Genomic DNA, 23,333 nt, shown 5'->3' on the forward strand with positions numbered 1-23,333 from the left:
GTCCCCATGAACATCGACTGGACCGCACTCGGCGAGGTCACCGCGGTGAGCATCGGAGTTACATTCGCAGTGGTGGTCGTCTTCGCCTTCGGCGTCCTCGGGCTCGCCCGCCACGAGGGGGCCAAGGAGCAGGGCGGCACCAGCGCCGTGGGCGCCGCCCAGGCGGGGCTGTGCTTCCTCGCCTGCGCGGCGGTGGTGGCGTACGGCATCTACCTGATCGTGCCGCAGTTCCACTGACCCACCGACCCACAAGCCGCTGAGGAGGACTGGATGACGACGCCGGACCTGCTGTCCGACCTGGCCGACCTGAAGGTCGACTACAGCGACCCGGACGACCCCGTACTGATCCGCCCGGACGGGTCCCCGATCGACACCTGGCGGGAGAACTACCCGTACCCGCAGCGCATGGAGCGCAAGGAGTACGAGTGGCACAAGCGGCTCCAGCAGATCGAACTGCTGAAGCTGCAGACCTGGATCAAGGAGACCGGACGCCGAATAGTCATCGTCTTCGAGGGCCGCGACGCGGCCGGCAAGGGCGGCACCATCAAGCGCTTCACGGAGCACCTGAACCCCCGTGGCGCGCGGGTGGTGGCGCTGGAGAAGCCCACCGAGCGCGAGAGCGGCCAGTGGTACTTCCAGCGCTACGTCGAACATCTCCCGACGGCCGGTGAGATCGTCCTCTTCGACCGGTCCTGGTACAACCGGGCCGGTGTGGAGCGGGTCATGGGCTTCTGCTCGGACGACGAGTACCGGCGCTTCATGCGGCAGGCCCCGCTGTTCGAGCGGATGCTGGTGGACGACGGGGTGGACCTGGTGAAGTTCTGGTTCTCGGTCTCGCAGAGCGAGCAGCGCACCCGCTTCACCATCCGCCAGGTCGACCCGGTACGGCAGTGGAAGCTCAGCCCGATGGACCTGGCCTCGCTGGACCGCTGGGACGACTACACGGCCGCGAAGGTCGCGATGTTCCGGGAGACGGACACCGAGTACGCCCCCTGGACGGTGGTCAAGAGCAACGACAAGAAGCGGGCCCGCGTCGAGGCCATGCGCAGCGTTCTGGCCCGCTTCGACTACGCCAACAAGGACGAGGAGGTCGTCGGCAGCCCGGACCCGCGGATCGTGGGTGCGGCGGCGGGCCTCCTGGAGGCCGGCGAGGACGACCACCACTAGCCCCGACCCCGAAGGGGCCGACCGGTTCCCCGGCCGGCCTCTTTGCTTGCGAAACCGGTCGAACGGGGCTCGGCAGGGGGCTCCGGCATCTTCCGTATGATCCGCACCCGGATCCGACCGCCGCGACGAAGCGTCCGGTGAGGGCCTCCACCTGTTCCGGGAAAAACGACCGCACCCGGTCCGCCTCGGACGCCGTGGACGGCGACCTGCGGACCGGGTGCGGGCCGGTGGACCGGAAGGTCAGGCCTTCTTGGTCTCCCAGAAGATCTTGTCGATCTCGGCGATGAGCTCCAGGGCCTTCTCGCCGGTCTTCGGGTCCGTGGACGCCTTGGCGGCGGACAGGGCCTTCAGGGTGTCGTTCACCAGAACGTGCAGCTGGGGGTACTTCTCGAAGTGCGGGGGCTTGAAGTAGTCGCTCCAGAGCACCGACACGTGGTGCTTGGCAAGCTCGGCGCGCTGCTCCTTGATGACGGTGGCGCGAGCCTGGAAGTGCGGGTCGTCGTTGGCGGCCATCTTCTCCTGCACGGCCTTCACCGACTCCGCCTCGATGCGGGCCTGGGCCGGGTCGTACACACCGCAGGGCAGGTCGCAGTGCGCGCTGACCTTGACCTTGGGGGCAAACAGGCGGGAAAGCATGGAGCATTCCTTCCTCGTGATCGTCTTCTCAGGTGGGACATTACTCCCTGGGAAGCGTGATTTCGCGAGTGCCCCCATGGGCTTAGGACAAAAGTCCAGGGTCAGACTGAGACTGGTGGAGGAACGGACCGGGGAGGTGCCGGCGATGCCGGAGCTGTCGCAGGAGACCGAGCGGGGGAGGGGCGCGGCGCCCTTCGGACTGGCCGAGGTGACCGGCCCGTCGATGGTGCCCACGCTGTACCAGGGGGATCAGCTCCTGGTGCGGTACGGGGCCCGGGTGAGGGCCGGTGACGTCGTCGTCCTGCGCCACCCCTTCCAGCAGGACCTGCTGGTCGTCAAGCGGGCCGTGGAGCCGCGCGAGGGCGGCTGGTGGGTGCTCGGGGACAACGCGTACGCGGGCGGGGACAGCACGGACTACGGGACCGTGCCGGAGGAGCTGATCCTCGGCCGCGCCCTGTTCCGCTGGCGGCCGCTCAGGGCAGGTCAGCGTTCGCCGCTGGCGCTGGCGCGCTGGGCGTTCTCGGCGGCCCGCCCGGTGCTCGCCGACCGCTCGGGCAGGTCGGGCCGGTCCGCCTCCAGGCGTTTGCGGGCCCGGTAGGCGGCCACGTTGGCGCGGGTCGCGCAGCGGTCCGAGCAGTAGCGCCGGGAGCGGTTGGTGGAGGTGTCGAGGTAGGCGTTGCGGCACGGCGCCGCCTCGCACAGGCCGAGCCGGTCGACGCCGTACTCGGTGAGGTGGAAGGCCAGGCCCATCGCCGCGATCGCCGCGTAGCCGGCGGTGGCGTTGGAGGGGTGGTCGGCCAGGTGCATGTGCCACAGCGGGCGGTCGTCCTCGTCCCGGTGGTCGTGGCCGGAGATCTGCGGTGACACCGGGAATTCGAGCAGCAGTGAGTTCAGCATGTCCACGGCCAGCGTCTCGTCGCCCTTGTCGGCCGCCTCGAAGACCGCGCGCAGCCGGGCCCGTACCGAGCGGAAGCGGGTGACATCGGCGTCGGTGGTGCGGCGGGCCGCCGACGCGTTGACCCCGAAGAGGTCGCGGACGGCCTCGACCGAGGTCAGGGAGTCCTTGCCCCGGGCCGGTTCCTCGCTGTTGACGAGTCGGACGGCATAGTCCGAGTAATAGGCCAGTTCCACTTGTAGTCCTTACGGGGGTGTTCTACGGTCAGTGGTGCGGTCGGGTAACAGCCGGTCGTGCTTCCAGGGTATTACGGGACTCGTACGGCGGAGGGTTGCCATGACGGACGCGCAGACGACCACGACCGGGGCCGACTGGCGGGCCTGGCAGGAGAGCTGGGACCGGCAGCAGGAGTGGTACATGCCGGACCGCGAGGAACGGTTCCGGATCATGCTCGACATGGTCGAGGCGCTCGTCGGTACGGCCCCGCGGGTCCTCGACCTCGCGTGCGGCACCGGCAGCATCACCGCCCGGCTGCTCGACCGCTTCCCGGCGGCGGTGAGCGTCGGAGTCGACCTCGACCCGGCCCTCCTCGCCATCGCCGAGGGCACCTTCGCGGGCGACGATCGGGCCACGTTCGTCACCGCCGACCTCAAGGACCCGCAGTGGCGCGCGCGGCTGCCGTACGACTCGTACGACGCCGTCCTGACCGCCACCGCCCTGCACTGGCTGCACAGTGAACCCCTCGCGGCCCTCTACGGTCAGGTCGCGGAACTCGTCCGCGACGGCGGTGTCTTCATGAACGCGGACCACATGATCGACGACAGCACGCCCCGGATCAACGCGGCGGAGCGGGCGCAGCGGCATCGCCGTATGGATCAGGCCAAGGAGTCGGGGGCGCTCGACTGGGCCGAGTGGTGGCAGCTGGCCGCGCAGGACCCGGTACTGGCCGGGCCGACGGCCCGCCGGTTCGAGATCTACGGCGAGCACGCGGAGGGCGAGATGCCCCCGGCGGCCTGGCACGCGCGTGTGCTGCGGGAGAAGGGGTTCGGCGAGGCCCGGGCGGTGTGGTGCTCGCCGTCGGACACGCTGCTGCTCGCGGTCAGGTAGGCGCCGACGGAGCGAAGCGCCGAAGCCCGAAGCGCCGAAGGGGCGGTACGAGCATCCTCGTACCGCCCCTTGACGTCGCACCGCGACGGAACCGTCTGCAGCGCGACGCAACCGTCGTATTCGCCGCAGCACCGTCGGATTCGCTACAGCACCTTCGACAGGAACGACTTCGTGCGGTCGTGCTGGGGGTTGGTCAGGACGTCGCGCGGGTGGCCGGACTCGACCACCACGCCGTCGTCCATGAAGACCAGGCTGTCGCCGACCTCGCGGGCGAAGCCCATCTCGTGGGTGACGACGATCATCGTCATGCCGTCCTCGGCCAGGTCCCGCATCACGTCCAGGACCTCGCCGACCAGCTCCGGGTCGAGCGCGGAGGTCGGCTCGTCGAAGAGCATCAGCTTCGGCTGCATGGCGAGCGCGCGGGCGATCGCCACGCGCTGCTGCTGGCCGCCGGAGAGCTGCGCCGGGTAGTGGCCCTTGCGGTCGCCGAGGCCCACCCGGTCGAGGAGCCGCTCGGCGCGCTCCCGGGCCACCGCCCTGGACTCGCGCTTGACCTGGACCGGCGCCTCCATGACGTTCTCAAGCGCCGTCATGTGCGGGAAGAGGTTGAAGCGCTGGAACACCATGCCGATGTCCCGTCGCTGCGCCGCGACCTCCTTCTCCTTCAGCTCGTAGAGCTTGTCGCCGTGCTGGCGGTAGCCGACCAGACGGCCGTCGACGTACAGCCGGCCGGCGCTGATCTTCTCCAGATGGTTGATGCACCGCAGGAACGTGCTCTTGCCGGAACCGGACGGGCCGATCAGGCAGAACACCTCGCGCGGCAGCACCTCCAGGTCGATGCCCTTGAGGATGTGCGCCAGCCCGAACGACTTGTGCACGCCCTCGGCCTTGACCATCGGCGCGCCGCTGCTCGGCGGGGTGATGTCCTTGGCGAGACCGGTCATCGGGCCACCTCCGGGCGGCGGAACGAACCGAACAGGCGGAGGTTCTTGCGTAGACGCTGGAACGGCGTCGGCGGCAGGTTGCGCGTCGAACCGCGGGCGTAACGGCGCTCCAGGTAGTACTGGCCGACGCTGAAGACGCTGGTGAGGATCAGGTACCAGATCGACGCGACGAAGTACATCTCCACGACCGCCAGCGAGGTGCTGGAGATGTCCTGGGCGCGCTTGATCAGTTCGTTGAACTGCACCGCGTACGCCAGCGACGAGGTCTTGAGCATGTTGATGAACTCGTTGCCGGTCGGCGGCACGATCACCCGCATCGCCTGCGGCAGGATCACCCGGCGCAGCGTCTGGCCGCTGGTCATGCCCAGCGCGTGCGAGGCCTCGGTCTGGCCCTCGTCGACCGACTGGATGCCGGCCCGGACGATCTCCGACATGTACGCGGCCTCGTTCAGGCCGAGACCCAGCAGCGCCGCCAGGAACGGCGTCATGACCTGGTTCATCTCGTCCTTGTAGAACCCCAGGTTGAGGATGGGGAACACGAGGGACAGGTTGTACCAGAGCAGCAGCTGCACCAGCACCGGAGTACCGCGGAAGAACCAGACGTACAGCCAGCCCACGGTGCTGGTGACCGGATTCGAGGACATCCGCATCACCGCGAGGACGATGCCGAGGACCAGTCCCAGGACCATCGCGAGCACCGAGATGTACAGCGTGTGCCAGACGCCGGACAGGATGGTGCCGTCCGTGACGTAGTCCGGGATGATGCTGTAGTTGATGTTCGCGTTGGAGAAGGCGATACCGATCAGCACCAGGACGGCGATGACGGCGGCGCCGGCCACCCAGCGGCCGTAGTGGCGCACCGGGATGGCCTTGATCTGCTCCGGCGGCACCGCTGGCGCCGGAGTCTTGTCGACCGTGTCAGTCACAGTGACGACCCTTCAGTCTTGCCCGGGGTGCTCAGGAGCCGCCGTTGGTCTTCGCCTCGGTGACCCCGCCCTGCGTGACGTTCCACTTCGTGAGGATCTTCTGGTACTCGCCGTTCTTGATGATCGCGTCGAGGGCGGCCTGGAGGGCGTCACGCAGCTGGGTGTTCTCCTTGGTGACGGCGATGCCGTAGGGGCCGGCCTCGATCTGGTCGCCGACGACCTCGAAGTCCTTGCCGCCGCCCGAGGTCTTGGCGTTGTAGGCCGCGACCGGGAAGTCGTTCAGGTCGGCGACGGACGCACCCTGCTTCAGCCGGAGCAGCGCCTCGGGGTCGGTGTCGAAGGTCTGCAGGGAGATGGCCTTCTTGCCGTCCTTCGTACACTTCGTGCTCTGCGCCTTGGCGATGCCCTCGGAGGTGGTGCCCTGCTGCAGGGCGACGACCTTGCCGCACAGGTCGTCGAGGGACTTGATGCCCTTCGGGTTGCCCTTCTGGACGAGGATCGAGGTGCCGGCGGTGAAGTAGTCGACGAAGTCGACGCCGTTGCCGACCTTCTTGCCGGTGTCGGAGTCGATGCCGTTCTGGCGGTCCTTGGTGTCGTTCATCGCCGACATCACCATGTCGAACCGCTTGGACTGCAGACCCACGATGAGCTGGGCGAACTTGCCGTTCTGGAAGTCGAACTTCACACCCAGCTGCTTGCCCAGCGCGTCCGCGATGTCCGGGTCGACACCGACGGCCTTGCCGTTCTCCATGTACTCGACCGGCGGGTAGGCGATGTCCGAGCCCACCTTGATCACACCGGCCTTGCGGATGTCGTCCGGCAGCTTGCTCGCCAGCGGGGCCGAGGACGTCGAGGAGGAGCCGCTGTCGCCGCCCTTGTCCGTCTGGTCACCGCAGCCGGTGAGGATCAGGGCGCCTGCGACCGCGATCGCACCGAACGCTGCGGTCCTGGAGCGCGCGACAGTGGTACGACGGGTGGAGCCTGCGGTCATGGTGGTTTCCTCCGGCGGTGGGTTGAACAAGCCGATATACCGATGTGCCTGATATGTCGATATGCCGATGGGTCGACGGAAACACACACCATCGGGTGTCGCGACCTCGTGGGTTTACGGCATCCTGCCATTGGGATTGCTCCATTCAGGCGTGTCACGATGTCAAAATCGGATAACGGGTGACCCCCGGGACACGTCGGGCAGGACCTTCCCCGACCCGTCGCCCCGCACATCTGCGGGAATCCGACCTTCCGGCCGGAAGATCTTCGGTTCACCGCCGGTTCATCCCAGGCCGTACCCCAGGGTCGTCCGCCGGTCACTCGCACCGCTCATCTGTCGGCTATCTACGACATCCGTGATGTGACCTTGCGCCTATTCGACTCGTCGCGGGCCCGGTCCGTCCGGTAAGAAGGTTCTTTACACCCCTCATCCGGGGCTCCAGGGCGCGTGTGCGGCGCGCCCGTCGCGCAGGTGCTCGTACGTGCCACTCGTACGTATCAGTGATCGGGCCCCTGCGCGGTGCCCGTCCACTTCCTCACCGGGAGTGGCCGACCCTCAACCATGCATACCTAAGGGGTAAGACAAGTGGCAGCGGAGATCGTCAATCCTCGCAGCGACAGCACGCCGGGCAATTCGGACCAGGAAGGTGGGGCCGAGCCCCTCGATTCCTTCGATCCGGCGTTCGCGCTGCACCGCGGCGGCAAGATGGCCGTGCAGGCCACCGTGCCGATCCGTGACAAGGACGACCTTTCCCTCGCGTACACGCCCGGAGTCGCGCGCGTGTGCACCGCGATCGCGGAACAGCCCGAGCTGGTCAACGACTACACATGGAAGTCGTCCGTCGTGGCCGTCGTCACCGACGGTACGGCCGTGCTCGGACTCGGGGACATCGGCCCCGAGGCCTCCCTCCCCGTGATGGAGGGCAAGGCGATCCTCTTCAAGCAGTTCGGCGGCGTGGACGCGGTCCCCATCGCCCTCGCCTGCACCGACGTCGACGAGATCGTGGAGACCGTCGTCCGGCTCGCTCCCTCCTTCGGCGGAGTCAACCTGGAGGACATCTCGGCACCGCGGTGCTTCGAGGTCGAGCGCAAGCTCCAGGAACGGCTGGACATCCCGGTCTTCCACGACGACCAGCACGGTACGGCCGTCGTGACGCTGGCGGCGCTGCGGAACGCGGCGCGGCTCAGCCGCCGGGAGATCGGCCAGCTGCGGGCGGTGATCTCGGGCGCCGGCGCGGCCGGGGTCGCCATCGCCAAGATGCTGGTCGAGGCCGGCATCGGGGACGTCGCCCTGACCGACCGCAAGGGCATCATCTCGACGGACCGTGACGACCTCACCGCCGTCAAGCGCGAGGTGGCCGGGTTCACCAACAAGGCCGGGCTCAAGGGCACCCTCGAGGACGCGCTGGCCGGCGCCGACGTCTTCATCGGCGTCTCCGGCGGTACGGTCCCGGAGGAGGCCGTCGCCTCCATGGCCGAGGGCGCGTTCGTGTTCGCCATGGCCAACCCGAACCCGGAGGTGCACCCCGACGTCGCCCACAAGTACGCGGCGGTCGTCGCGACCGGGCGGTCGGACTTCCCGAACCAGATCAACAACGTGCTGGCGTTCCCCGGGATCTTCGCGGGCGCGCTCCAGGTGCGGGCCTCCCGGATCACGGAGGGCATGAAGATCGCGGCGGCGGAGGCGCTGGCGTCGGTCGTCGGCGACGATCTCGCCGCCGACTACGTCATCCCGTCGCCGTTCGACGAGCGGGTCGCCCCGGCGGTGACCGCGGCGGTGGCCGCGGCGGCGCGGGCCGAGGGCGTCGCCCGACGGTGACCCGAATGGCCCCGCCCGTCTTGGGCGGGGCCATTTCTTTACCCACCCACCCATCCGATCGGGTGTCTACGAGGTGAGCGTTGTCCTGGGGGCCGCGGCCCCCAGACGGCCGTACCGGGGTGGCGGGAGGCGTTGTCCGGTACCGGTGGGTGGGGGCTTGTCGCGCCCACGCGGCGGAGCCGCATATCGAATACAGCCCCGCGCCCCTTACGGCCGCTGTGGACGGGGCGTTGTGCGCAAGAGGGGATGTGTCACAGCGGCCTCCGGTTTCGCCCTCGGCTCCGGGAACCTATCGTCGGCCCCATGTTCGCCGTCTACGCCGCCCGAATCGACCGCGACCAGCCGCTCTCCGGCCTTGAGTTGGGGGACCGTCCCGCCCCCGAGGGCCGTCCCGGCTGGAGTACCGTCGATGTCCGGGCCGCCTCCCTCAACCACCACGACCTCTGGTCTCTGCGCGGCGTCGGCCTCCCTGAGGGCCGGCTGCCGATGATCCTCGGTTGCGACGCCGCCGGCGTCGACGCGGACGGCAACGAGGTCGTCCTGCACTCCGTGATCGGGCAGAGCGGCCACGGGGTCGGGCCGAACGAACCCCGGTCCATCCTCACCGAGCGCTACCAGGGCACCTTCGCCGAGCAGGTCGCCGTACCCACCTGGAACCTCCTGCCCAAGCCCAAGGAGCTGTCCTTCGCGGAGGCCGCCTGTCTGCCCACCGCCTGGCTGACGGCGTACCGGATGCTGTTCACCAACGCGGGCGTCCGTCCCGGTGACTCGGTCCTCGTGCAGGGCGCGGGCGGCGGGGTCGCCACCGCCGCCATCGTGCTCGGCAAGGCCGCGGGGCTGCGGGTCTTCGCCACCAGCCGGGACGAGGCCAAGCGCAAGCGGGCCCTGGAACTGGGCGCCGTCGAGGCGGTGGAACCGGGGGCCCGGCTGCCGCAGCGGGTGGACGCGGTGATCGAGACCGTCGGTGCCGCCACCTGGTCCCACTCGGTGAAGTCGCTGCGCCCCGGCGGCACGGTCGTCATCTCCGGCGCCACCAGCGGCGACCGGCCCTCGCACGCCGAGCTGACCCGGATCTTCTTCCTCGAACTGAAGGTCGTGGGCTCGACCATGGGGACCAAGGACGAGCTGGAGGACCTGCTCGCCTTCTGCGCCGCCACCGGAGTACGCCCCGTCATCGACGAACTGCTGCCGCTCGACCGCGCCCGCGAGGGCTTCCAGCGGCTGGAGTCCGGCGACCAGTTCGGGAAGATCGTCCTGACCAACTCGTGACCGGGCTCCTGAGCGGCGGGAGAGCGGCCAGGTCGTGCGCGAGGGGGAGGGGAAACGGGTGGGCCGTGTGCGGGCGGCCCGCTTCCCCTCGCCCCTTCCTCAGGACTTCGGGCCGCGCAGCAGCGCTCCGATGCGGGCCGCCGCCGCCGACAGGTGGCGACGGGTGTCGGCGAGCTGCTCCGTGGTGACTCCGTGGTCGCGGGCCGCGTCCCGGATGTCGTCGCGGAAGCGGTCCAGGAGCCGGTCGAGGTCGCGGGCCGGATCGCCGGTGCCGGTCTCGTCGCCGTGCGCCCACTCGGGGACGTACTGCGCCGGGAAGTCCTCCGGGGTCTGCGAGTACTCCGGTGTCCGGGGCCGGTCCGGCGTCGGCTTGCGGAGGTCCGGGCCCGATCCGGGCTGCGGCTCGGTACGGCCGCCGAAGCCGAAGTCCTTGCCGAACTCCCTCCCGAACTCCTTGCCGTAGTCCTTGCCGAACTCCCCGAACTCCTTGGCGAGTTCGGTCAGGCCCTCGCGGACCCCCGTCGGCCAGTCACCGCGGGCGAAGTGGTCCTGGACGTGCTCCTGCACCCGGTTGGCGATGCGCTGCATCTCCTCCTGGGCCTGGGCGCGGGCCCGGGCCTGGGCCTCCTGGGCCTGCCGGCGGGCCCGCTGGGCCTCCTCACGGGCCCGGCGGCTCTCGTCCTTGGCGCGACGGGCCTGTTCCTTCCACTCCTGCTTGGCGCGCCGCATCTCCTCCTTGGCGGCCCGCCAGGACTCCTTGTCACCGAGGTCGCCGAACTCCCCGGTCCCGGCCCCCGTCCCGCTGCCGCGCCGGGCCTCCGAGGCGGCTGCCCGCACCTCGCGGCGCAGATCGCCGGCCGCGCCACGGACGTCGGCCCTTATCTCGGCGGCCAGTTCGGCCACCGATTCCCGGATCTCCAGCTCCAGGTCGGCCAACTCGCCACCGCGGTCCGCCAGTTCGGCGCGACCGGCGTCGGTGATGGCGTAGACCTTGCGGCCGCCCTCGGTGGTGTGCGTGACCAGGCCCTCTGCCTCCAGCTTGGCGAGGCGGGGGTAGACGGTGCCCGCCGACGGGGCGTACAGGCCCTGGAAGCGCTCTTCGAGCAGCCGGATCACCTCGTAGCCGTGGCGCGGGGCCTCGTCCAGCAGTTTGAGCAGGTAGAGGCGGAGACGGCCGTGGGCGAAGACGGGAGGCATCTCAGAGCACCTTCTTGTCGGTCGTACCGTCGGCCGGGGCTGCGGACCCGGACTCGGGCCCGCTCTCGGACCTGTCGGACCCGGTCGCGGTCTCGGACCCGGAGGCGGGCGAGGCGGGCGAGGCGGGTGCGAAGGGGGCGGACGGCCCCGCCGGCCCTACGGGTTCTGTCGGCCCGACGGGTTCCCTCGGTCCGGAGGGGCCGGGCGTCGGGCCGGACTCCCAGGCCGTCTTCTCGTCGTCGTCCTCCTTGGGCGGGCGGCGCAGCAGGGCGATGGAGCCGGAGACCGTGGTGGCGCGGAGCTTGCCGGTGCCCGCGCCGAGGCGGCCGGTGATCTTGTGGGCGCCCCACTGGCCGTGCACCCGCAGTCCGTCGAAGGCGTTGGAGATGGTGCCGCTCGCGGTGTTGGCCTCGACCTCGGCGTCGGCCGGATGCGGCAGCCGGATGGCGATCTCGCCGGAGACGCTGGTCAGCCGGACATCCGTCGGACCGTCCGGGTCCAGGTCGATGATCATGGAGCCGCTGACCGAGTCCGCGCGCACGGCGGAGCCCGAGCCCTCGACGACGGTCAGGTCGCCGGAGACCGAGTTGAACCGCAGGTCGCCGGTGACGGCCTGGGCCTCCAGGTTCCCGGAGACGGTGTCCGCGCGGACCTGGCCGGCGAGGCCGACCAGGGTCGTGTCGCCGGTGACGCCCTTGACCACCGACGTGCCGCTGATCCCGGAGACGACCGCGGCGGCGCCGACCACGCCCACCTCCACGCGGGTCTCCGCCGGGACGGCGAGCGAGACGACCGCGCTGCGCCGCCAGCCCTTGCGGTCGAGCCACTTGAGGAAGCCCTTCCAGGGCAGGTCCTCGTAGGCCACCGTGAGGGTGCCGCCGTGGTGCGTGACGATCAGGGGCGGGCCCTCGATCTCGGAGACTTCCAGGCGGGCGGAACCCTCGTCCGTGCCCACGACGTTGACTGTTCCGTTGACGATGCGCACGTGCAGATCGCTCACGGGGGTGTCGAAGGTGAGCTTCCTGGGTTCAGCGACGGACCACTCGGACATGGTGCGGACCTCCCTCGGCCGGGCATGGCGGCTGCAGACGAGACGCGCGTGCACGGCTCGCGCCATATCGCGTCTTCCATAAACACGATATATCGTGGCTGTCGGAAGTCAAGGCGCTCTTCGGGGTGGTCGGTTGGGCTCCGTGTTGACCTCTGAAGCGGATCGAGTAGTCGCATATCGGGCGGTAAGTGGATTAATTGCCTACCGTGTGTTCATGTCGACGGATGAATCCAGCGCCTTCTCCCGGCCTCCGGGGCCCGGCACGCGTACGCCGCCGGGCGCGGACGGCCTGCCGAGAGCCCATCGGGTGGCCCTGGCCGAGATGGCGGTGGGGCTGCCGGCCGTGGCGTGGGGGATGCGCCGGCGCAGCGTGATGTGGGCCGCGGTGGGGGCGGTGCTGACGGCGCACGGGGCGATGGAGCTGTCGTACGAGACGGTGTTCCCGCGGGACTGACCGACGGCCGGCCGAGGGCTCGGCACGCCTCCCCGCCACGGGCCGGTGGGGGCCGGTCGCATGGTTCCCGCGCCCCGGGCGGGCCGCTTCGCGGGGGCGGGCCTCCTACTCCTCGTCCTCGTCGTCCAGCCGGGCCAACCATGTCGCCAGGCGCTCCACCGGGACCTCGAAGTCGGGGTTCAGGTCGACGAAGGTGCGGAGCTGTTCCGCGAGCCACTCGAAGGTGATCTCCTCCTCGCCGCGCCGCTTCTCCAGTTCCTCGATGCCTCGGTCGGTGAAGTACATGGGTTGCTCTCCTGCTGCCTGCATGTGTGGGTGCCCCGTGGTGGGCGTGTACCAGCCTAGGCGGACGGCAAAGGTGTGCCGCCGGTGATGGGTAGGGCTCGCCCGGTGGGGGAAGGACTCCTTTCCCGTGGACGGGGTCGAGGGGGACGGCGATGTCTTCCTGGGCGGGACACACGGGAAGGGGGGACGGGGAACGTATGGAACAGGACACCACGCGGATCGCGCAGGTGCGGTTGCCGGACGGTACCTCGGTGTGGGCTTGGAGAGCGGGTCCACCCGCCGTGCCGTCGGGGAGGCCGTCGTTCCCGGACGCCGGGCCGGTGGAGCGGTTCGAGGCGCGGCGGGCGGTGCCGCCCGGCGAGGTGGGCATCGGGTTCCGGGCCGGGCCGACCGCGAAAGCCGGGAAGGCCGACCGGGTGGCCGGACCGCTAGCGGTCGGGGAGGCGAAGGCAGCGACCACGGTGCCGCCGACCTGGAACGGAGGCAGACCGCCCGATCCGGACGACGCCGGCCACGACCGTTCCCCCGGCCCACCCGCGGACGCGTCCGGCGGTGCTCCGGTCTCCGGGGACGAACAGGCGGTGGGGGCGGAGGGCGGGGAATGACGGACCGGCAGAACGAGGGCGTATTCGGCGGCTGGGATCCGCCTCGCCCCGCGCTGCGTGAACTCGTGATGGCGGCCACCGTACGCATCCACCGCACAGGCGTCGGGTATGTCCCGGAAGGATCCGGGGCGTTCCTCGGCAGCGGCTTCTTCATCGCGCCGAACTGGGTCCTGACCTGTGCTCATGTCGTCGACGGCGCGGAAGGGGGTGAGGTCACCGTGGTCTTTCGGCCCGGTCCCTTCAGCGAGTCGTGCGCCGTACCCGGCGAGGTCGCGGCGTTCGTTCCGGAGCGCGTCCACCACTCCTCCCAGGGCGACCGGCCCGCCCCCGACCTCGCGCTCGTCCGGCTGCGCGAGCCGGTGGACCACGACTGCCTGTACGTCTCCGAGCGGCCGACGCCGCACTACACCGAGGGGCGGGTGTACTACGCCGGCTGGGCCTTTGCCGAAGGGCAGCCGCAGCCGTCGGACGGCTTCCTGACCGTGCACGGCACCATCGGCGGCTGGTCCTCGGACGTCCAGATGCGCCTCGGCGGGAGCGAACTCCCGCTCGGCATGTCCGGCGGCCCGGTGATCGACCCGGTGCGCGGCGAGGTCGTCGGTGTGCTGCAGTCACGCGCGGACCACGCGCCCGGCGGCACGTCGATCGGCATCGAGCGGCTGCGCACCCTCCCGGTGCCGTGGGAGGCCGGGCCGGAGGATCTCCACCGGCACGACCCGTACCAGAGCGACCTCTACCAGGCTGTCTGGCACGCCCACGACCGCTACCACCGCGACCGTCAGCGGCCCACCGACTCCACGCGCCCCACCTGGACCGACCTCCAGGCCGAACTGGGCGCCCGCCCGGGTCGTACCCTCAGCCCGTACGAGCGGGTCGAACTGCTCGGCCGGCTCGCGGACCTGCCACCCCCGGAAAGCACCCGCGGTCTGCTCGACATCCTCCACTCGCTGCCGGACTTCCGGCCGCCCGCGCTGTCGCCCGCGCCGCGCGGCTGGCGCGACGGCCTCGGCGCGCTCTACGGGAACGCGCGGCACGACGGCGTGCTCCCGCTCGTCGTCGACTACGCGATGCGGGTCATGACCGCCGAGCGTCCGCTGACGCCCTTCGTGCTCGATGCCGAACAGGCCCTGTGGGAGTGGATCAAGCAGGCCGCGACCCACCTGGGCGCCGACCGGCGCGCCGCCCTCGCCCGCAGCCGTGCCCAGCATCTCGGCGACCGGCTGCACGAGCGGGGCGGACCGAGCCGTGCCGGGCACCGCGGCGGGGACGCGGCGCGGGAGCCGTTCGCCCGGTCCGCCGTCCAGCGCTCCGTCCTGCTCCAGGTCGAGCCTCGGGCCTGGGAGCGCGGTCAGTGTGACTGGTCGGTCGCGGTGGTGGAGCGGGACGGCGAGGCGACCGGGCTGGACGATGGACAGGGCGCCGCTCTCGCCGACCTCGCCGCCTGTCTCGCCGAGCCGCTCGCCGAGGCGTTCCGGCGCTGTGACGAACCCGGGCGGTCCGCCCCGCTGTACGCCGCCCTGCCGTACCAGATGCTCGACCTGCCGGTGGACGAGTGGCGGCTGTGGTCCGGTGCCAGGCCGCTGGGCGTGGAGCGGCCGGTCCTGGTCCGCTGCTCGAACCGCGACCAGCTGTCCGGAGAGGACGACTGGTACGGCGCCGAACTCCCGGGCGACGACCTGGAGTCCGACCGTCTCGACCGCTGGCGCCGGGTACATGACGGGTACGAAGGGTACGGCGCCCGGGCCGAGGTACTGGACTGCGACGACGCGCTGCGCCGACCCGTGCCGGCCCTGTCGGTGCTGCGTGGCCTCGCGCCCGGGACCATCCCGGTGCTGTGCCGCGAGGGCGACCGGCGCTACGAGGACGACGAGACCGCGCTCGGCCGGATCATCCAGGCCGGGTACGGGGTGGTGCTGTGGCGCCGCTGGAAACGCCCGTCCGACTCCGTGTGCGGGGAGTTCCACCGGGGTGCCCGGATGACCGTCGACGGCGCGGCCGGCGCCGGGGAACTGCCCGGACTGGTGCACGGTCTGCGCGACCGCTTGCGCAAGGGGCTCACGGAGGCGTTCTGGGCCCACGGCATCGCCCTCCTGTACGACGATCCGCACCAACCCCTGCCCGGTGCGGACGACTTGCTGGAGGCGCCGTGAACTCATCGCACGCTGATATGAGGCTCTTACTACGGGCTACTGAAGGTCGATAACGTGAAGCAGATTCGACGGCTGCCCTGGGGACGGGACGGACGAGTGACGACGAGGGCCGGACATGACCGAATCCAGTGAGTGGCTCATCTACCGTGGCGCCGGGGAACCGCACGACGGCATGAGCCGGCTGCCCCCGCCGCCCCCTTGGCGGGACTTCACAGGCCGGGACGCGGGGGACGCCGGTGACGGCTCTCAGGACCGCAGGCTCGGCGGGTACCGGCATCTGGCCGAACTGCACCGGCCCGGCGCCGAGGAGCTGGAGATGATCAACGCGGCGCTCTACCTGCGCCGCCCGCTCCTGGTCACCGGCAGCCCCGGCGCGGGCAAGAGCACCCTGGCGCACTCGGTGGCGTTCGAACTGGGCCTGGGCAAGGTGCTGCGCTGGTCCATCGTCAGCCGCTCCGCGCTCCAGGACGGCCTGTACCACTACGACGCCATCGCCCGCCTCCAGGACGTCCAGATCGCCGCACGGGGCGGGGACGGCGCGGTCGGCGGCAGTCCGGACGCCATGGAGGCGATCGGCAGCTACATCCGCCTCGGCCCGCTCGGCACCGCTCTGCTCCCCTCCGACACCCCGCGCGTGCTGCTGATCGACGAGCTCGACAAGAGCGACATCGACCTGCCCAACGACCTGCTGAACGTGCTGGAGGAAGGGGAGTTCGAGATCCCCGAGCTCCAGCGGATCGCCGACCGGCTGCCGGACGGCGAGGCCGAGGTGCTCACCGCCGACGGCACCAAAGTCCGGGTCCGCGACGGTCGGGTGCACTGCCGGGCCTTCCCGTTCGTGGTCCTCACCAGCAACGGCGAGCGGGAGTTCCCGGCTCCGCTGATGCGCCGCTGCATCCACCTGGAGCTGGGCCGCCCCGACCACAGCCGCCTCGCCACCTTCGTCCGCGCCCACCTCGGCGACGAGGCGGCCCGCGCGGGCGATGACCTGATCACCCACTTCCTGGAACGCTCCCGCAGCGAACTCCTCGCCACCGACCAGCTGTTGAACGCCATCTACCTCACGGACGCGGCCGCCCCGCCCAGCCGCGACCGTCTCGCCGACCTGCTCATCCAGCGCCTCGACCGCCCGAGGTGAGCCGCTGATGCCGGAGGCAGCATCCCGACACGGCCCCGTCCCGCCCGCCCCGGACCTGGCCGGCGCTGACGGCGGCCCGCTCGCCGAACTCGTCCGCCGGATGCGGGACGGCGGGCTCGATCCCGACCTCGAGGGGCTGCGCGACGCCCTCTGGCTGGCCCGATTCGCACGTCCCGCGGCCGGGGCGGAGACGGACGATCCGCCGGGCCCGGGGTCCGCCACGCACCCTGACCCGCCGAGGGCGAGGGCCGAGGAGGCCGCCGTACCGACACCGCACCCGCGGGAGGCCGTCGCGTCCTCGGAATCCGCGGGCGACGCGAGCCGGCCGTCGGCGGTGGCCCCAGAGGCCGCCGGCGCCGACCGCCGCCTGTCCCTCTACCCCATGCCGCAGCAGCGCGGCGCCGGGCGTGGCCAGGCCGCCGCGCGGATCGCCGGGGTGCCGTTCGGGGTGCCCGCCGCCCCCGCCCTGCCCGCTCCACTCGAACTCCAGCGTGCTTTGCGACCGTTGCAGGCCTACCGAAGTGCCGCGCCGCCGCTGCGCACCGAGCTGGACGAGACGGCGACCGCCGAGCGGAGTGCGCGGGCGGGCGGCCTGATCCTGCCCGTGTACCGCGCGGTGACCCGGGGCGACACCCGGCTGCAACTGGTCATGGAGGTCTCCCCCGCGATGCGCGTCTGGGACCGGATGTTCGACGAACTGGTCCAGGTCTTCGGTCAGTTGGGCGCCTTCGGAGACATTCAGGTGAGCCATCTGCACTGCGGGCCCGACGGCGCGGCCGTGGTCAGCCGCAGCGCGGACGTGCACGCGGCCCCGCTGCACACCGCCGACCGCCTCAACGACCCGACCGGACGCAGGATCACCGTCCTCGTCAGCGACTGCGTCGGGCCGGTGTGGAGCAGCGGCCGCGCCCACCGGTTGCTCCACCAGCTGTCCCGGCAGGCCCCGGTCGCCGTGCTCCAGCCGCTGCCGCAGCGGATGTGGAACCGCACCCGGCTGCCGGTGACGTACGGCGAGCTGAGCCGGGGCGAGACGCTCGGCGGGGCCGGCGTGCTGCGGGTGCACACCCCGGCCGGGGCCGCCTCGGGCGGGCCACGCGGCGCCGTACCGGTGCCGGTGCTGCCACCCGAGCCGGTGGCGCTCGGGGCGTGGGCGAGACTGCTGTCCGGGATCGGCGCCGGACCGGTCCCGGGTGCGGTGGGCTGGGTGCGCGCGGATCAGCCGGCGGTGGCGGCGCCCCGTCCGAGACGCGACCTGTCACCGGTGGAGAGGGTCCGCAAGTTTCGTTCCGTCGCCTCGCCGCGCGCCGGCCGGCTTGCCGTCTACCTGGCAGCCGCCCCCCTCTGGCTGCCGGTGATGCAACTGGTGCAGCGGACCATGCTGCCCGACTCCGGCCCCTCCGACCTCGCCGAGGTGCTGCTCAACGGCCTGGTGACGCGCGCCCGCGAGGACCACGGCGACCTGGGCGCGGACGGCGCGCAGTGGTACGAGATGGAGACCGAGGTCCAGGAGATCCTGCTCTCCACGCTCACCCGCGACGAGGCCCTCCTCGTCCTCAGGCACTGCTCGGAGTACGTCGAGCAGCGCTTCCGCAGAGGCGGCGTCAACTTCCCGGCCCTCGCCCTCGGCCAGCTCGGCGCCGGCCCTGCCGGGCGGCCGCACACTCAGCCCGGCACCAGCCGTCCGGTCCTGACCGGCGACAACGGCGACGCGACCCTGGTCCCGCAGCCGTTCGCCGAGGTTGCCGCCCAGGTCCTCGAACGCTTCATGCCGCTGCCCGCGCAGTTCCGGCCCTACGGCCGCGACACCGCCGCACGGTCCGGTGAACGCGCCCCCCACCCGGCCGTCGACAGATCTCGCGCCCTGCTCGCCCGGTTCGACGACGAGGGCATGGTGCAGGACCTCATCGACGCCGTGCTGCTGCTGCGCGGGGCGACCGAACACGAGGAGCCGACAGGGGCGGACCCGGAACTGTGGGCGCAGTACGCGCACTGCACTCTGCGCCTGTGGGAGGTGCAGGGCGGCGCCGAGTTGCTGCGCGAGGCCGAGGAGGCGGCGCAGCGGGCCGTGTCCCACCCGCACGTGCGGCGCGAACGGGCGGTCCTGGCCCGGGTGTTGCGGGCCGCCGCGACCGACCGCAGGCGGCGCGGCGACCGGGCGCGCGCCGTCGACCTGCTGCGCCGCGCCGACCGGCAGTACGCGGTGGCCTGCGGCGACCCCGGCCTCGACGCGCCGGAGGCGCTACGGCTGACACTGGAACGGGCCGGCGTGCTGGAGGCGCAGTGGAGTCTGAGCGGCGACAGCGCGCTGCTGCACGGTGCGGTCGGCATGCTGGAGGCGTTCGCCGATGCCTGGCCGGATCTCCGGCGACCCCCACCCGAACTGTCCCTGGCCCACGGCCGCCTCCTGCTGCGCCTGTCCGGTGCGACGACCGAACCCGAAGAGGCCCGCGGCTACGCGGCGCAGAGTGCGCGGTCGCTGCGCACCGCCGTGGTGGAGAGCGGCGCGGATCCGGGCACCGGACCCTGGTCCTCGCCCGAGCACGTCCGGGTCCTGCTGGACCTGGCCGACGCGCTGCTCGCGTCGGGCGGTGACCTGGACGAGGCTCAGCAGTGCGTCGAAAGGGGCCTGGCCCGCACCGGCGAGGAGCGACTGCGCGCGGATCTGCTGGTGCGGGCGGGGCGCATCGGAACGGCGCGCTACGCGGAGTCCGGGGAGCCGCGGGAACTGCGGGCGGCGGCGCGAGGCTTCGCCGAAGCGGCGAAGAGGATGCCGTCGGACGCGCCGGCGCACGCGGACGTCCTCGCGGAGTGGGGCGAGGTCCTGCTCCGGCAGGTGGCGTCGGAGACGGGTCCGCGCTCCTCCCGGTCACTGGCCGAGGCGATCCAGGTCCTGCGGAGGTGCCGCGCGGAGACGCTGTCGGGCAGCCTCGAACTCGCCCCTCGCCTCTTCCTGCTCGGGCGTGGACTGATGGTCCGCTACCGCGCCCAGGGCGACCCTGTCGACCTCCGGGAGGCCGAGCACCTCTTCGAACTGGCGGCGGACGGCGCCCACGAACCGCTGCTGTCGGCTCGCTACCGGCTCGCACTGGGGCAGGTCCGGTTCGAGGCGTACCGGAGTCTGGGACGTGCCACCCGTCTGGACGAGGCGGTCGACTCGTTCAGGATCGCCGCGGACGCGGCCCGGGAGGCGGAGCAGGACGCCGGTTCGACCCGCGTGCGCGAGGAAGCCGTGGAACTGGGCGCGCAGGCGCACCATTGGAGGGGTATGTCCTACGAGGCGGCCGCCCGCCCCCGGGCCGCCCGCGAGGCCTATCGGTCCGCCCGTACGCTGTGGCTTCGGCTGCCCGCCGACAGGGTGGGCACGAGTGATCCCACCGCGCCGCAGACGGCGCAGCGGCTGGCGGATCTGGATCGGGGCTGAGGGACACCACGATGCGAGAGGAACCTGGGGTGGACGCACGGGACCAGTCCTTGTCGGACGCGGAGTCGGCCGGGGCGACGCAGCCGCTGCCGGACCTGCTGGAGCTGGACCTGGGGGAACTGAAAAGTGTGGACCATCCCGTGCTGCGGCAGGTGCTGGCGGAACTGACGGAACGGGCGGTCCGGCCGACCGAGATGCTGTGGGGCTTCAACAGCGCGTTCTAGGAGGGGCACGATGTCCCTGCTGATCGAGTCGTGCAGGTGGGGGTGACCGACGTGACAGGACGGGCGACGACCGGTTCCGGGACCGGGAGCGGACGGGGCAGCGCCGATCCCTCTCCGTTCCGGCAGTTCATCGTCAAGGTGCACGGTCGCTGCAATCTGGCCTGTCGTTACTGCTACCTGTACGAGGGCCCCGACCACACCTGGCGCGGGCGCCCCGCGAGAGCACCGGCCGCGGTTCTCGACCGCACGGCGGACCGGATCGCCGAGCACGCCCGCAGCCACGCGCTGACGGCGATCTCGCTCGTCCTGCACGGTGGTGAACCCTTGCTGGCGGGTGTCGACACGCTGGTCGGTTTCACCGATCTGGTACGCGACCGGGTGCCGGCCGGATGCACGGTCCACGCCACCGTGCAGACCAACGCCACTCTCCTGACCGAGGAACGGATGACGACCCTGGCCGGGCACGGCATCCGGGTCGGCATCAGCCTGGACGGCGGACTCGCCGCACACAACGCACGCCGCGTCGACCACTCGGGACGCCCTTCCTGGCCCGCCGCCTCGCGCGGGGCGCGTCTGGTCGCCGACCGCTTCCCGGACGCGTACGCCGGCATCCTCACGGTCGTCGACCCTGCTCTCGACCCGTTGGAGACGTACGAGTCCCTGCTCGCCCTGCGCCCGCCGGCCATCGACCTGCTGTTGCCGCACGGCAACTGGACCGCGCCGCCGCCGCGCATGGCGGCCACGCGCTACGGCGACTGGCTCTGCTCGGTCTTCGACCGCTGGTGGGGGGCCGGCCACCGGGAAGTACGGGTGCGCCTGTTCGAGGAGTGCATCGCGCTGCTGCTGGGCCTGCCGGGCGCCACCGAGTCGCTGGGACTCGCCCCGTTCGACGCGGTCGTGGTGGAGACCGACGGATCCATCGAGCAGGTCGACTCACTGAAGTCGGCGTACGAAGGCGCCGCCGCGACCGGCCTGGACGTGTTCCGGCACGGTTTCGACGACGCGTTGCGGCATCCCGGGGTGGCCGCCCGGCAGGCCGGCGTGGCGGCGCTCTCGGCGCAGTGCCGGGCATGCCCGCTGCTCGACGTCTGCGGCGGCGGCCAGTACGCCCACCGCTACCGGGCCGGGCACGGCTTCGCGAATCCCTCCGTGTACTGCGCCGACCTGCAGCGTTTCATTCGGCATGTGCACGGTCGGCTCACCGGGGCCACGGCGGCGGCCCCCGTACCCGTCCAGGTGGCGTCCACGTCCGAGGAGAGGGCCCTGCCCGTGCTGTTTCCCGTGCTTCCGGACCGGTCGCTGGCCGCACTGGGCCGCACCGAAGGCGATCCGGAGACGCTGGCACTCCTGGTACGCGACCAGGACACCCGGCGCCTGCTCATGCTGCGCGCCCTGCTCGACGCGGTCGAGGGCGCGGACGCGACGGTGCTCCCGGCCGGCGCTGCCGGCCGGCTGCGAGCGGACTGGCACCTGCTGGAGGAGGCCGACCGGGTGCTCCCGGCCGGGGACCGGGGGAGCCTGGCGCCGCCCTACGCCACGACCCCCGCACGTGCGCGGCTCCTGCACCCCCTGGTCGGCCCCTGGGCCCGCCAGTGCCTGCGCGGTCTGGCACCGGAAGCCGGACCGCCGACCGAGCGGCGCGTCCGCGAACTCGGGCGCGACCTCGCCTACTTCAGTGCGCTCGCCGCCGCGGCCGCCGCCCGCGCCGGGACCGCTTTCGCCGTACGGCTGACCGCCCGGGACGGGGTGCTGGTGCTGCCGTCGCTCGGGGCACTGCACACGGCCGAGCCGGGGGAGGCCCCGGTCGACGTCGTCGGTGCGGACGGGCGGCTGACACTGCGTCAAAGAGGCGCCATGGATGTCGTCGTCCGGTTGGAGGACGGTATCGGCGCGTGGTCCGGGGCGCCCGCGTGGACGCCCGCACACGCCCTGCCCGGGCTGCTCTCCGAGAGCCCGCCGGTGCCACTGGACGACCTGGATCCGTACCGCACCGTGCACGGCGGCCCCCGCCACCACGAACTGAGCGGCCCGACGGTGCTCGACGAGGCGGGCCGCAAACGCTGGCTGGAGGCCTGGTCGGGGACCGCCGAGATGCTGCGGCTGGGTGGCGAGCACCGCGTGGCCGAAGCCGTTGCCCTGTTGCGCTGCCTGATCCCACTCGCCGACCCACCACGGCCGGGCCCGGACGCCCGGGGAACCGGCAGTTGCAGCGGGACGCGTCGCGAGGCCTTCGGAGCGCTGCTCAGCAGCACGCCCCCCACTCCGGCCACGTTCGCCGCGACCATCGTGCACGAGCTCCAGCACACGAAACTCTCCGTGCTCAGCGACATGCTGGTGTTGCACCACGCCGGGCCGCGGGAACGCCACTTCGCGCCCTGGCGCCCGGACCCACGACCGTACGAAGGTCTCCTGCAGGGCGTGTACGCGCATCTGGCGCTGGCCGACTTCTTCCAGCGCTGCGCGCTCCGGGCCGAGCGCCCGGCGCACCGTGAGACGGCCTGGTCGCAGCACGCGCGCTACCGCGCTCAGGTGGCGGCCGCGTTGCCCGGGCTGGTGGGATCCTCCGATCTCACCGAGCGGGGGCGCCGGTTCGTGGATCAGATCGTCGCCACCCACGAGCGCATGGCCGAGTTCCCCGCGCCTCGGGGACACACGGCGCGAGCACAGGCGCAGGTGACAGCGGCGCGCGACCTGTGGACGCGGCGGCACGGTGTTGCGGTCCGACACCCGGACGAGTGACGAAGCGCCGTCCGTCGGTCGTCACCGCGTCGGTGACCTACCGGAGAACTGCGTGGAGGCCCTACGATTTTCGATGATCCGGGGGGAGGCGACTGCATGTCCGAAGCCCGTACACCGGGCGGGCCGACGGCGCGGGGTGCCGCGCGGGTCTCCCACGGCCGCGTTCCGGTCGTCACCGGCGAGCGATGTCTCCGGTTCGCACGAGTCCCGGCCGTGACACCCGACGTGTGGGGTGGAGCGCGTCGTCGCACCATCCGGTTCACGGATCGTGACCCGCTGCCGAATCACGTCCGCCAGCTGTGCCGGAGCTCCGAAC

General features: G+C 71.8%; 21 protein-coding genes and 1 pseudogene. 14 read left to right on the forward strand and 8 right to left on the reverse strand.

Annotated elements, in window-relative coordinates; translation table 11 throughout:
* Positions 1-6: 6 nt before the first annotated feature.
* Positions 7-237: a hypothetical protein gene (locus tag ABZ642_RS04740; RefSeq protein WP_360477050.1), complete on the forward strand. Its 231-nt coding sequence runs from the start codon at positions 7-9 to the stop codon at positions 235-237.
* A 33-nt stretch (positions 238-270) separates the two neighbouring features.
* On the forward strand, positions 271-1,167 hold the full coding sequence (ppk2, locus tag ABZ642_RS04745) for a polyphosphate kinase 2 (protein WP_360477053.1): 897 nt from the start codon (positions 271-273) through the stop codon (positions 1,165-1,167).
* A 240-nt stretch (positions 1,168-1,407) separates the two neighbouring features.
* Here ppk2 and sodN read toward each other — a convergent pair whose 3' ends face one another.
* Complete coding sequence (gene sodN / locus ABZ642_RS04750; RefSeq protein WP_055634112.1) at positions 1,408-1,803, reverse strand: superoxide dismutase, Ni; 396 nt, start codon at positions 1,801-1,803, stop codon at positions 1,408-1,410.
* 145 nt (positions 1,804-1,948) lie between these two features.
* On the opposite strand from sodN, the gene sodX reads away from it, so the two are divergent.
* Entirely contained in the window at positions 1,949-2,401 is a 453-nt protein-coding gene (sodX, locus tag ABZ642_RS04755) for a nickel-type superoxide dismutase maturation protease (protein WP_360477615.1), read from the forward strand.
* Here the strand turns inward: sodX and ABZ642_RS04760 are convergent.
* Positions 2,287-2,934: a CGNR zinc finger domain-containing protein gene (locus tag ABZ642_RS04760; protein ID WP_360477056.1), complete on the reverse strand. Its 648-nt coding sequence runs from the start codon at positions 2,932-2,934 to the stop codon at positions 2,287-2,289. The genes sodX and ABZ642_RS04760 overlap by 115 nt on opposite strands.
* Positions 2,935-3,034: 100 nt before the next feature.
* Between ABZ642_RS04760 and ABZ642_RS04765 the strand changes: the two genes are divergently transcribed.
* A complete protein-coding gene (locus ABZ642_RS04765; protein WP_360477059.1) occupies positions 3,035-3,805 on the forward strand; it encodes a class I SAM-dependent methyltransferase in 771 nt (256 codons plus the stop codon).
* 143 nt (positions 3,806-3,948) lie between these two features.
* Here ABZ642_RS04765 and ABZ642_RS04770 read toward each other — a convergent pair whose 3' ends face one another.
* From ABZ642_RS04770 to ABZ642_RS04780, 3 genes are read right to left on the reverse strand one after another with little or no spacing between them, the layout of a single operon-like run.
* Positions 3,949-4,749, reverse strand: a complete 801-nt coding sequence (locus ABZ642_RS04770; RefSeq protein WP_360477062.1) for an amino acid ABC transporter ATP-binding protein — start codon at positions 4,747-4,749, stop codon at positions 3,949-3,951.
* Positions 4,746-5,675, reverse strand: a complete 930-nt coding sequence (locus ABZ642_RS04775) for an amino acid ABC transporter permease (protein WP_360477065.1) — start codon at positions 5,673-5,675, stop codon at positions 4,746-4,748. The genes ABZ642_RS04770 and ABZ642_RS04775 overlap by 4 nt, the downstream gene beginning before the upstream one ends.
* Positions 5,676-5,706: 31 nt before the next feature.
* A complete protein-coding gene (locus tag ABZ642_RS04780) occupies positions 5,707-6,666 on the reverse strand; it encodes an ABC transporter substrate-binding protein (RefSeq protein WP_360477068.1) in 960 nt (319 codons plus the stop codon).
* A gap of 585 nt (positions 6,667-7,251) precedes the next feature.
* Between ABZ642_RS04780 and ABZ642_RS04785 the strand changes: the two genes are divergently transcribed.
* Positions 7,252-8,484 (forward strand): NADP-dependent malic enzyme, encoded by a 1,233-nt coding sequence (locus tag ABZ642_RS04785; RefSeq protein WP_360477071.1) that lies wholly within the window; start codon positions 7,252-7,254, stop codon positions 8,482-8,484.
* Positions 8,485-8,787: 303 nt separating this feature from the next.
* The gene (locus ABZ642_RS04790) at positions 8,788-9,753 is read left to right on the forward strand and encodes a zinc-binding dehydrogenase (RefSeq protein ID WP_360477074.1); all 966 of its coding nucleotides are present in this window, start codon (positions 8,788-8,790) and stop codon (positions 9,751-9,753) included.
* Positions 9,754-9,852: 99 nt separating this feature from the next.
* Here the strand turns inward: ABZ642_RS04790 and ABZ642_RS04795 are convergent, their stop codons facing one another.
* Entirely contained in the window at positions 9,853-10,950 is a 1,098-nt protein-coding gene (locus tag ABZ642_RS04795; protein WP_360477077.1) for a PadR family transcriptional regulator, read from the reverse strand.
* A 1-nt stretch (position 10,951) separates the two neighbouring features.
* Positions 10,952-12,001, reverse strand: coding sequence for a DUF4097 family beta strand repeat-containing protein (locus tag ABZ642_RS04800; RefSeq protein WP_360477080.1), 1,050 nt, complete (start codon positions 11,999-12,001; stop codon positions 10,952-10,954).
* Between the two features lie 214 nt (positions 12,002-12,215).
* On the opposite strand from ABZ642_RS04800, the gene ABZ642_RS04805 reads away from it, so the two are divergent.
* The gene (locus ABZ642_RS04805; RefSeq protein WP_360477083.1) at positions 12,216-12,455 is read left to right on the forward strand and encodes a hypothetical protein; all 240 of its coding nucleotides are present in this window, start codon (positions 12,216-12,218) and stop codon (positions 12,453-12,455) included.
* 105 nt (positions 12,456-12,560) lie between these two features.
* Here the strand turns inward: ABZ642_RS04805 and ABZ642_RS04810 are convergent, their stop codons facing one another.
* Complete coding sequence (locus ABZ642_RS04810; RefSeq protein WP_152776632.1) at positions 12,561-12,740, reverse strand: DUF6104 family protein; 180 nt, start codon at positions 12,738-12,740, stop codon at positions 12,561-12,563.
* Between the two features lie 197 nt (positions 12,741-12,937).
* On the opposite strand from ABZ642_RS04810, the gene ABZ642_RS04815 reads away from it, so the two are divergent.
* From ABZ642_RS04815 to ABZ642_RS04845, 7 genes and pseudogenes are all read left to right on the forward strand, one after another.
* On the forward strand, positions 12,938-13,345 hold the full coding sequence (locus tag ABZ642_RS04815; RefSeq protein ID WP_360477087.1) for a hypothetical protein: 408 nt from the start codon (positions 12,938-12,940) through the stop codon (positions 13,343-13,345).
* Entirely contained in the window at positions 13,342-15,495 is a 2,154-nt protein-coding gene (locus ABZ642_RS04820; protein ID WP_360477090.1) for a trypsin-like peptidase domain-containing protein, read from the forward strand. Before ABZ642_RS04815 ends, ABZ642_RS04820 begins: the two co-directional genes overlap by 4 nt.
* 115 nt (positions 15,496-15,610) lie before the next feature.
* Complete coding sequence (locus ABZ642_RS04825; protein WP_360477092.1) at positions 15,611-16,633, forward strand: MoxR family ATPase; 1,023 nt, start codon at positions 15,611-15,613, stop codon at positions 16,631-16,633.
* A 7-nt stretch (positions 16,634-16,640) separates the two neighbouring features.
* Positions 16,641-20,054 carry an SAV_2336 N-terminal domain-related protein gene (locus ABZ642_RS04830; RefSeq protein WP_360477095.1) on the forward strand — a complete coding sequence of 1,138 codons (3,414 nt, stop codon included), beginning with the start codon at positions 16,641-16,643 and terminating at the stop codon, positions 20,052-20,054.
* An 11-nt stretch (positions 20,055-20,065) separates the two neighbouring features.
* Positions 20,066-20,278, forward strand: a complete 213-nt coding sequence (gene fxsA, locus ABZ642_RS04835; RefSeq protein ID WP_360477098.1) for an FxSxx-COOH cyclophane-containing RiPP peptide — start codon at positions 20,066-20,068, stop codon at positions 20,276-20,278.
* Between the two features lie 129 nt (positions 20,279-20,407).
* Positions 20,408-21,493, forward strand: a pseudogene (locus ABZ642_RS04840) (FxsB family cyclophane-forming radical SAM/SPASM peptide maturase); the annotation flags it as partial.
* Positions 21,494-22,132: 639 nt separating this feature from the next.
* Positions 22,133-23,017, forward strand: coding sequence for an HEXXH motif-containing putative peptide modification protein (locus tag ABZ642_RS04845; RefSeq protein ID WP_360477619.1), 885 nt, complete (start codon positions 22,133-22,135; stop codon positions 23,015-23,017).
* Positions 23,018-23,333: the final 316 nt, after the last annotated feature.

The organism is Streptomyces sp. NPDC007157 (assembly GCF_040634235.1).
Lineage (GTDB): Bacteria > Actinomycetota > Actinomycetes > Streptomycetales > Streptomycetaceae > Streptomyces.

What these genes read in the sequence shown, in the direction of transcription:
- ABZ642_RS04765 (WP_360477059.1), top strand. Translation starts at nt 3,035, where the DNA reads ATGACGGACGCGCAGACGACCACGACCGGGGCCGACTGGCGGGCCTGG.
- ABZ642_RS04780 (WP_360477068.1), bottom strand. Translation starts at nt 6,666, where the DNA reads ATGACCGCAGGCTCCACCCGTCGTACCACTGTCGCGCGCTCCAGGACC.
- ABZ642_RS04805 (WP_360477083.1), top strand. Translation starts at nt 12,216, where the DNA reads ATGTCGACGGATGAATCCAGCGCCTTCTCCCGGCCTCCGGGGCCCGGC.
- sodX (WP_360477615.1), top strand. Translation starts at nt 1,949, where the DNA reads ATGCCGGAGCTGTCGCAGGAGACCGAGCGGGGGAGGGGCGCGGCGCCC.
- ABZ642_RS04770 (WP_360477062.1), bottom strand. Translation starts at nt 4,749, where the DNA reads ATGACCGGTCTCGCCAAGGACATCACCCCGCCGAGCAGCGGCGCGCCG.
- ppk2 (WP_360477053.1), top strand. Translation starts at nt 271, where the DNA reads ATGACGACGCCGGACCTGCTGTCCGACCTGGCCGACCTGAAGGTCGAC.
- ABZ642_RS04845 (WP_360477619.1), top strand. Translation starts at nt 22,133, where the DNA reads ATGGATGTCGTCGTCCGGTTGGAGGACGGTATCGGCGCGTGGTCCGGG.
- ABZ642_RS04740 (WP_360477050.1), top strand. Translation starts at nt 7, where the DNA reads ATGAACATCGACTGGACCGCACTCGGCGAGGTCACCGCGGTGAGCATC.
- fxsA (WP_360477098.1), top strand. Translation starts at nt 20,066, where the DNA reads ATGCGAGAGGAACCTGGGGTGGACGCACGGGACCAGTCCTTGTCGGAC.
- ABZ642_RS04825 (WP_360477092.1), top strand. Translation starts at nt 15,611, where the DNA reads ATGACCGAATCCAGTGAGTGGCTCATCTACCGTGGCGCCGGGGAACCG.
- ABZ642_RS04810 (WP_152776632.1), bottom strand. Translation starts at nt 12,740, where the DNA reads ATGTACTTCACCGACCGAGGCATCGAGGAACTGGAGAAGCGGCGCGGC.
- ABZ642_RS04830 (WP_360477095.1), top strand. Translation starts at nt 16,641, where the DNA reads ATGCCGGAGGCAGCATCCCGACACGGCCCCGTCCCGCCCGCCCCGGAC.
- ABZ642_RS04815 (WP_360477087.1), top strand. Translation starts at nt 12,938, where the DNA reads ATGGAACAGGACACCACGCGGATCGCGCAGGTGCGGTTGCCGGACGGT.
- ABZ642_RS04800 (WP_360477080.1), bottom strand. Translation starts at nt 12,001, where the DNA reads ATGTCCGAGTGGTCCGTCGCTGAACCCAGGAAGCTCACCTTCGACACC.
- ABZ642_RS04790 (WP_360477074.1), top strand. Translation starts at nt 8,788, where the DNA reads ATGTTCGCCGTCTACGCCGCCCGAATCGACCGCGACCAGCCGCTCTCC.
- ABZ642_RS04820 (WP_360477090.1), top strand. Translation starts at nt 13,342, where the DNA reads ATGACGGACCGGCAGAACGAGGGCGTATTCGGCGGCTGGGATCCGCCT.
- sodN (WP_055634112.1), bottom strand. Translation starts at nt 1,803, where the DNA reads ATGCTTTCCCGCCTGTTTGCCCCCAAGGTCAAGGTCAGCGCGCACTGC.
- ABZ642_RS04795 (WP_360477077.1), bottom strand. Translation starts at nt 10,950, where the DNA reads ATGCCTCCCGTCTTCGCCCACGGCCGTCTCCGCCTCTACCTGCTCAAA.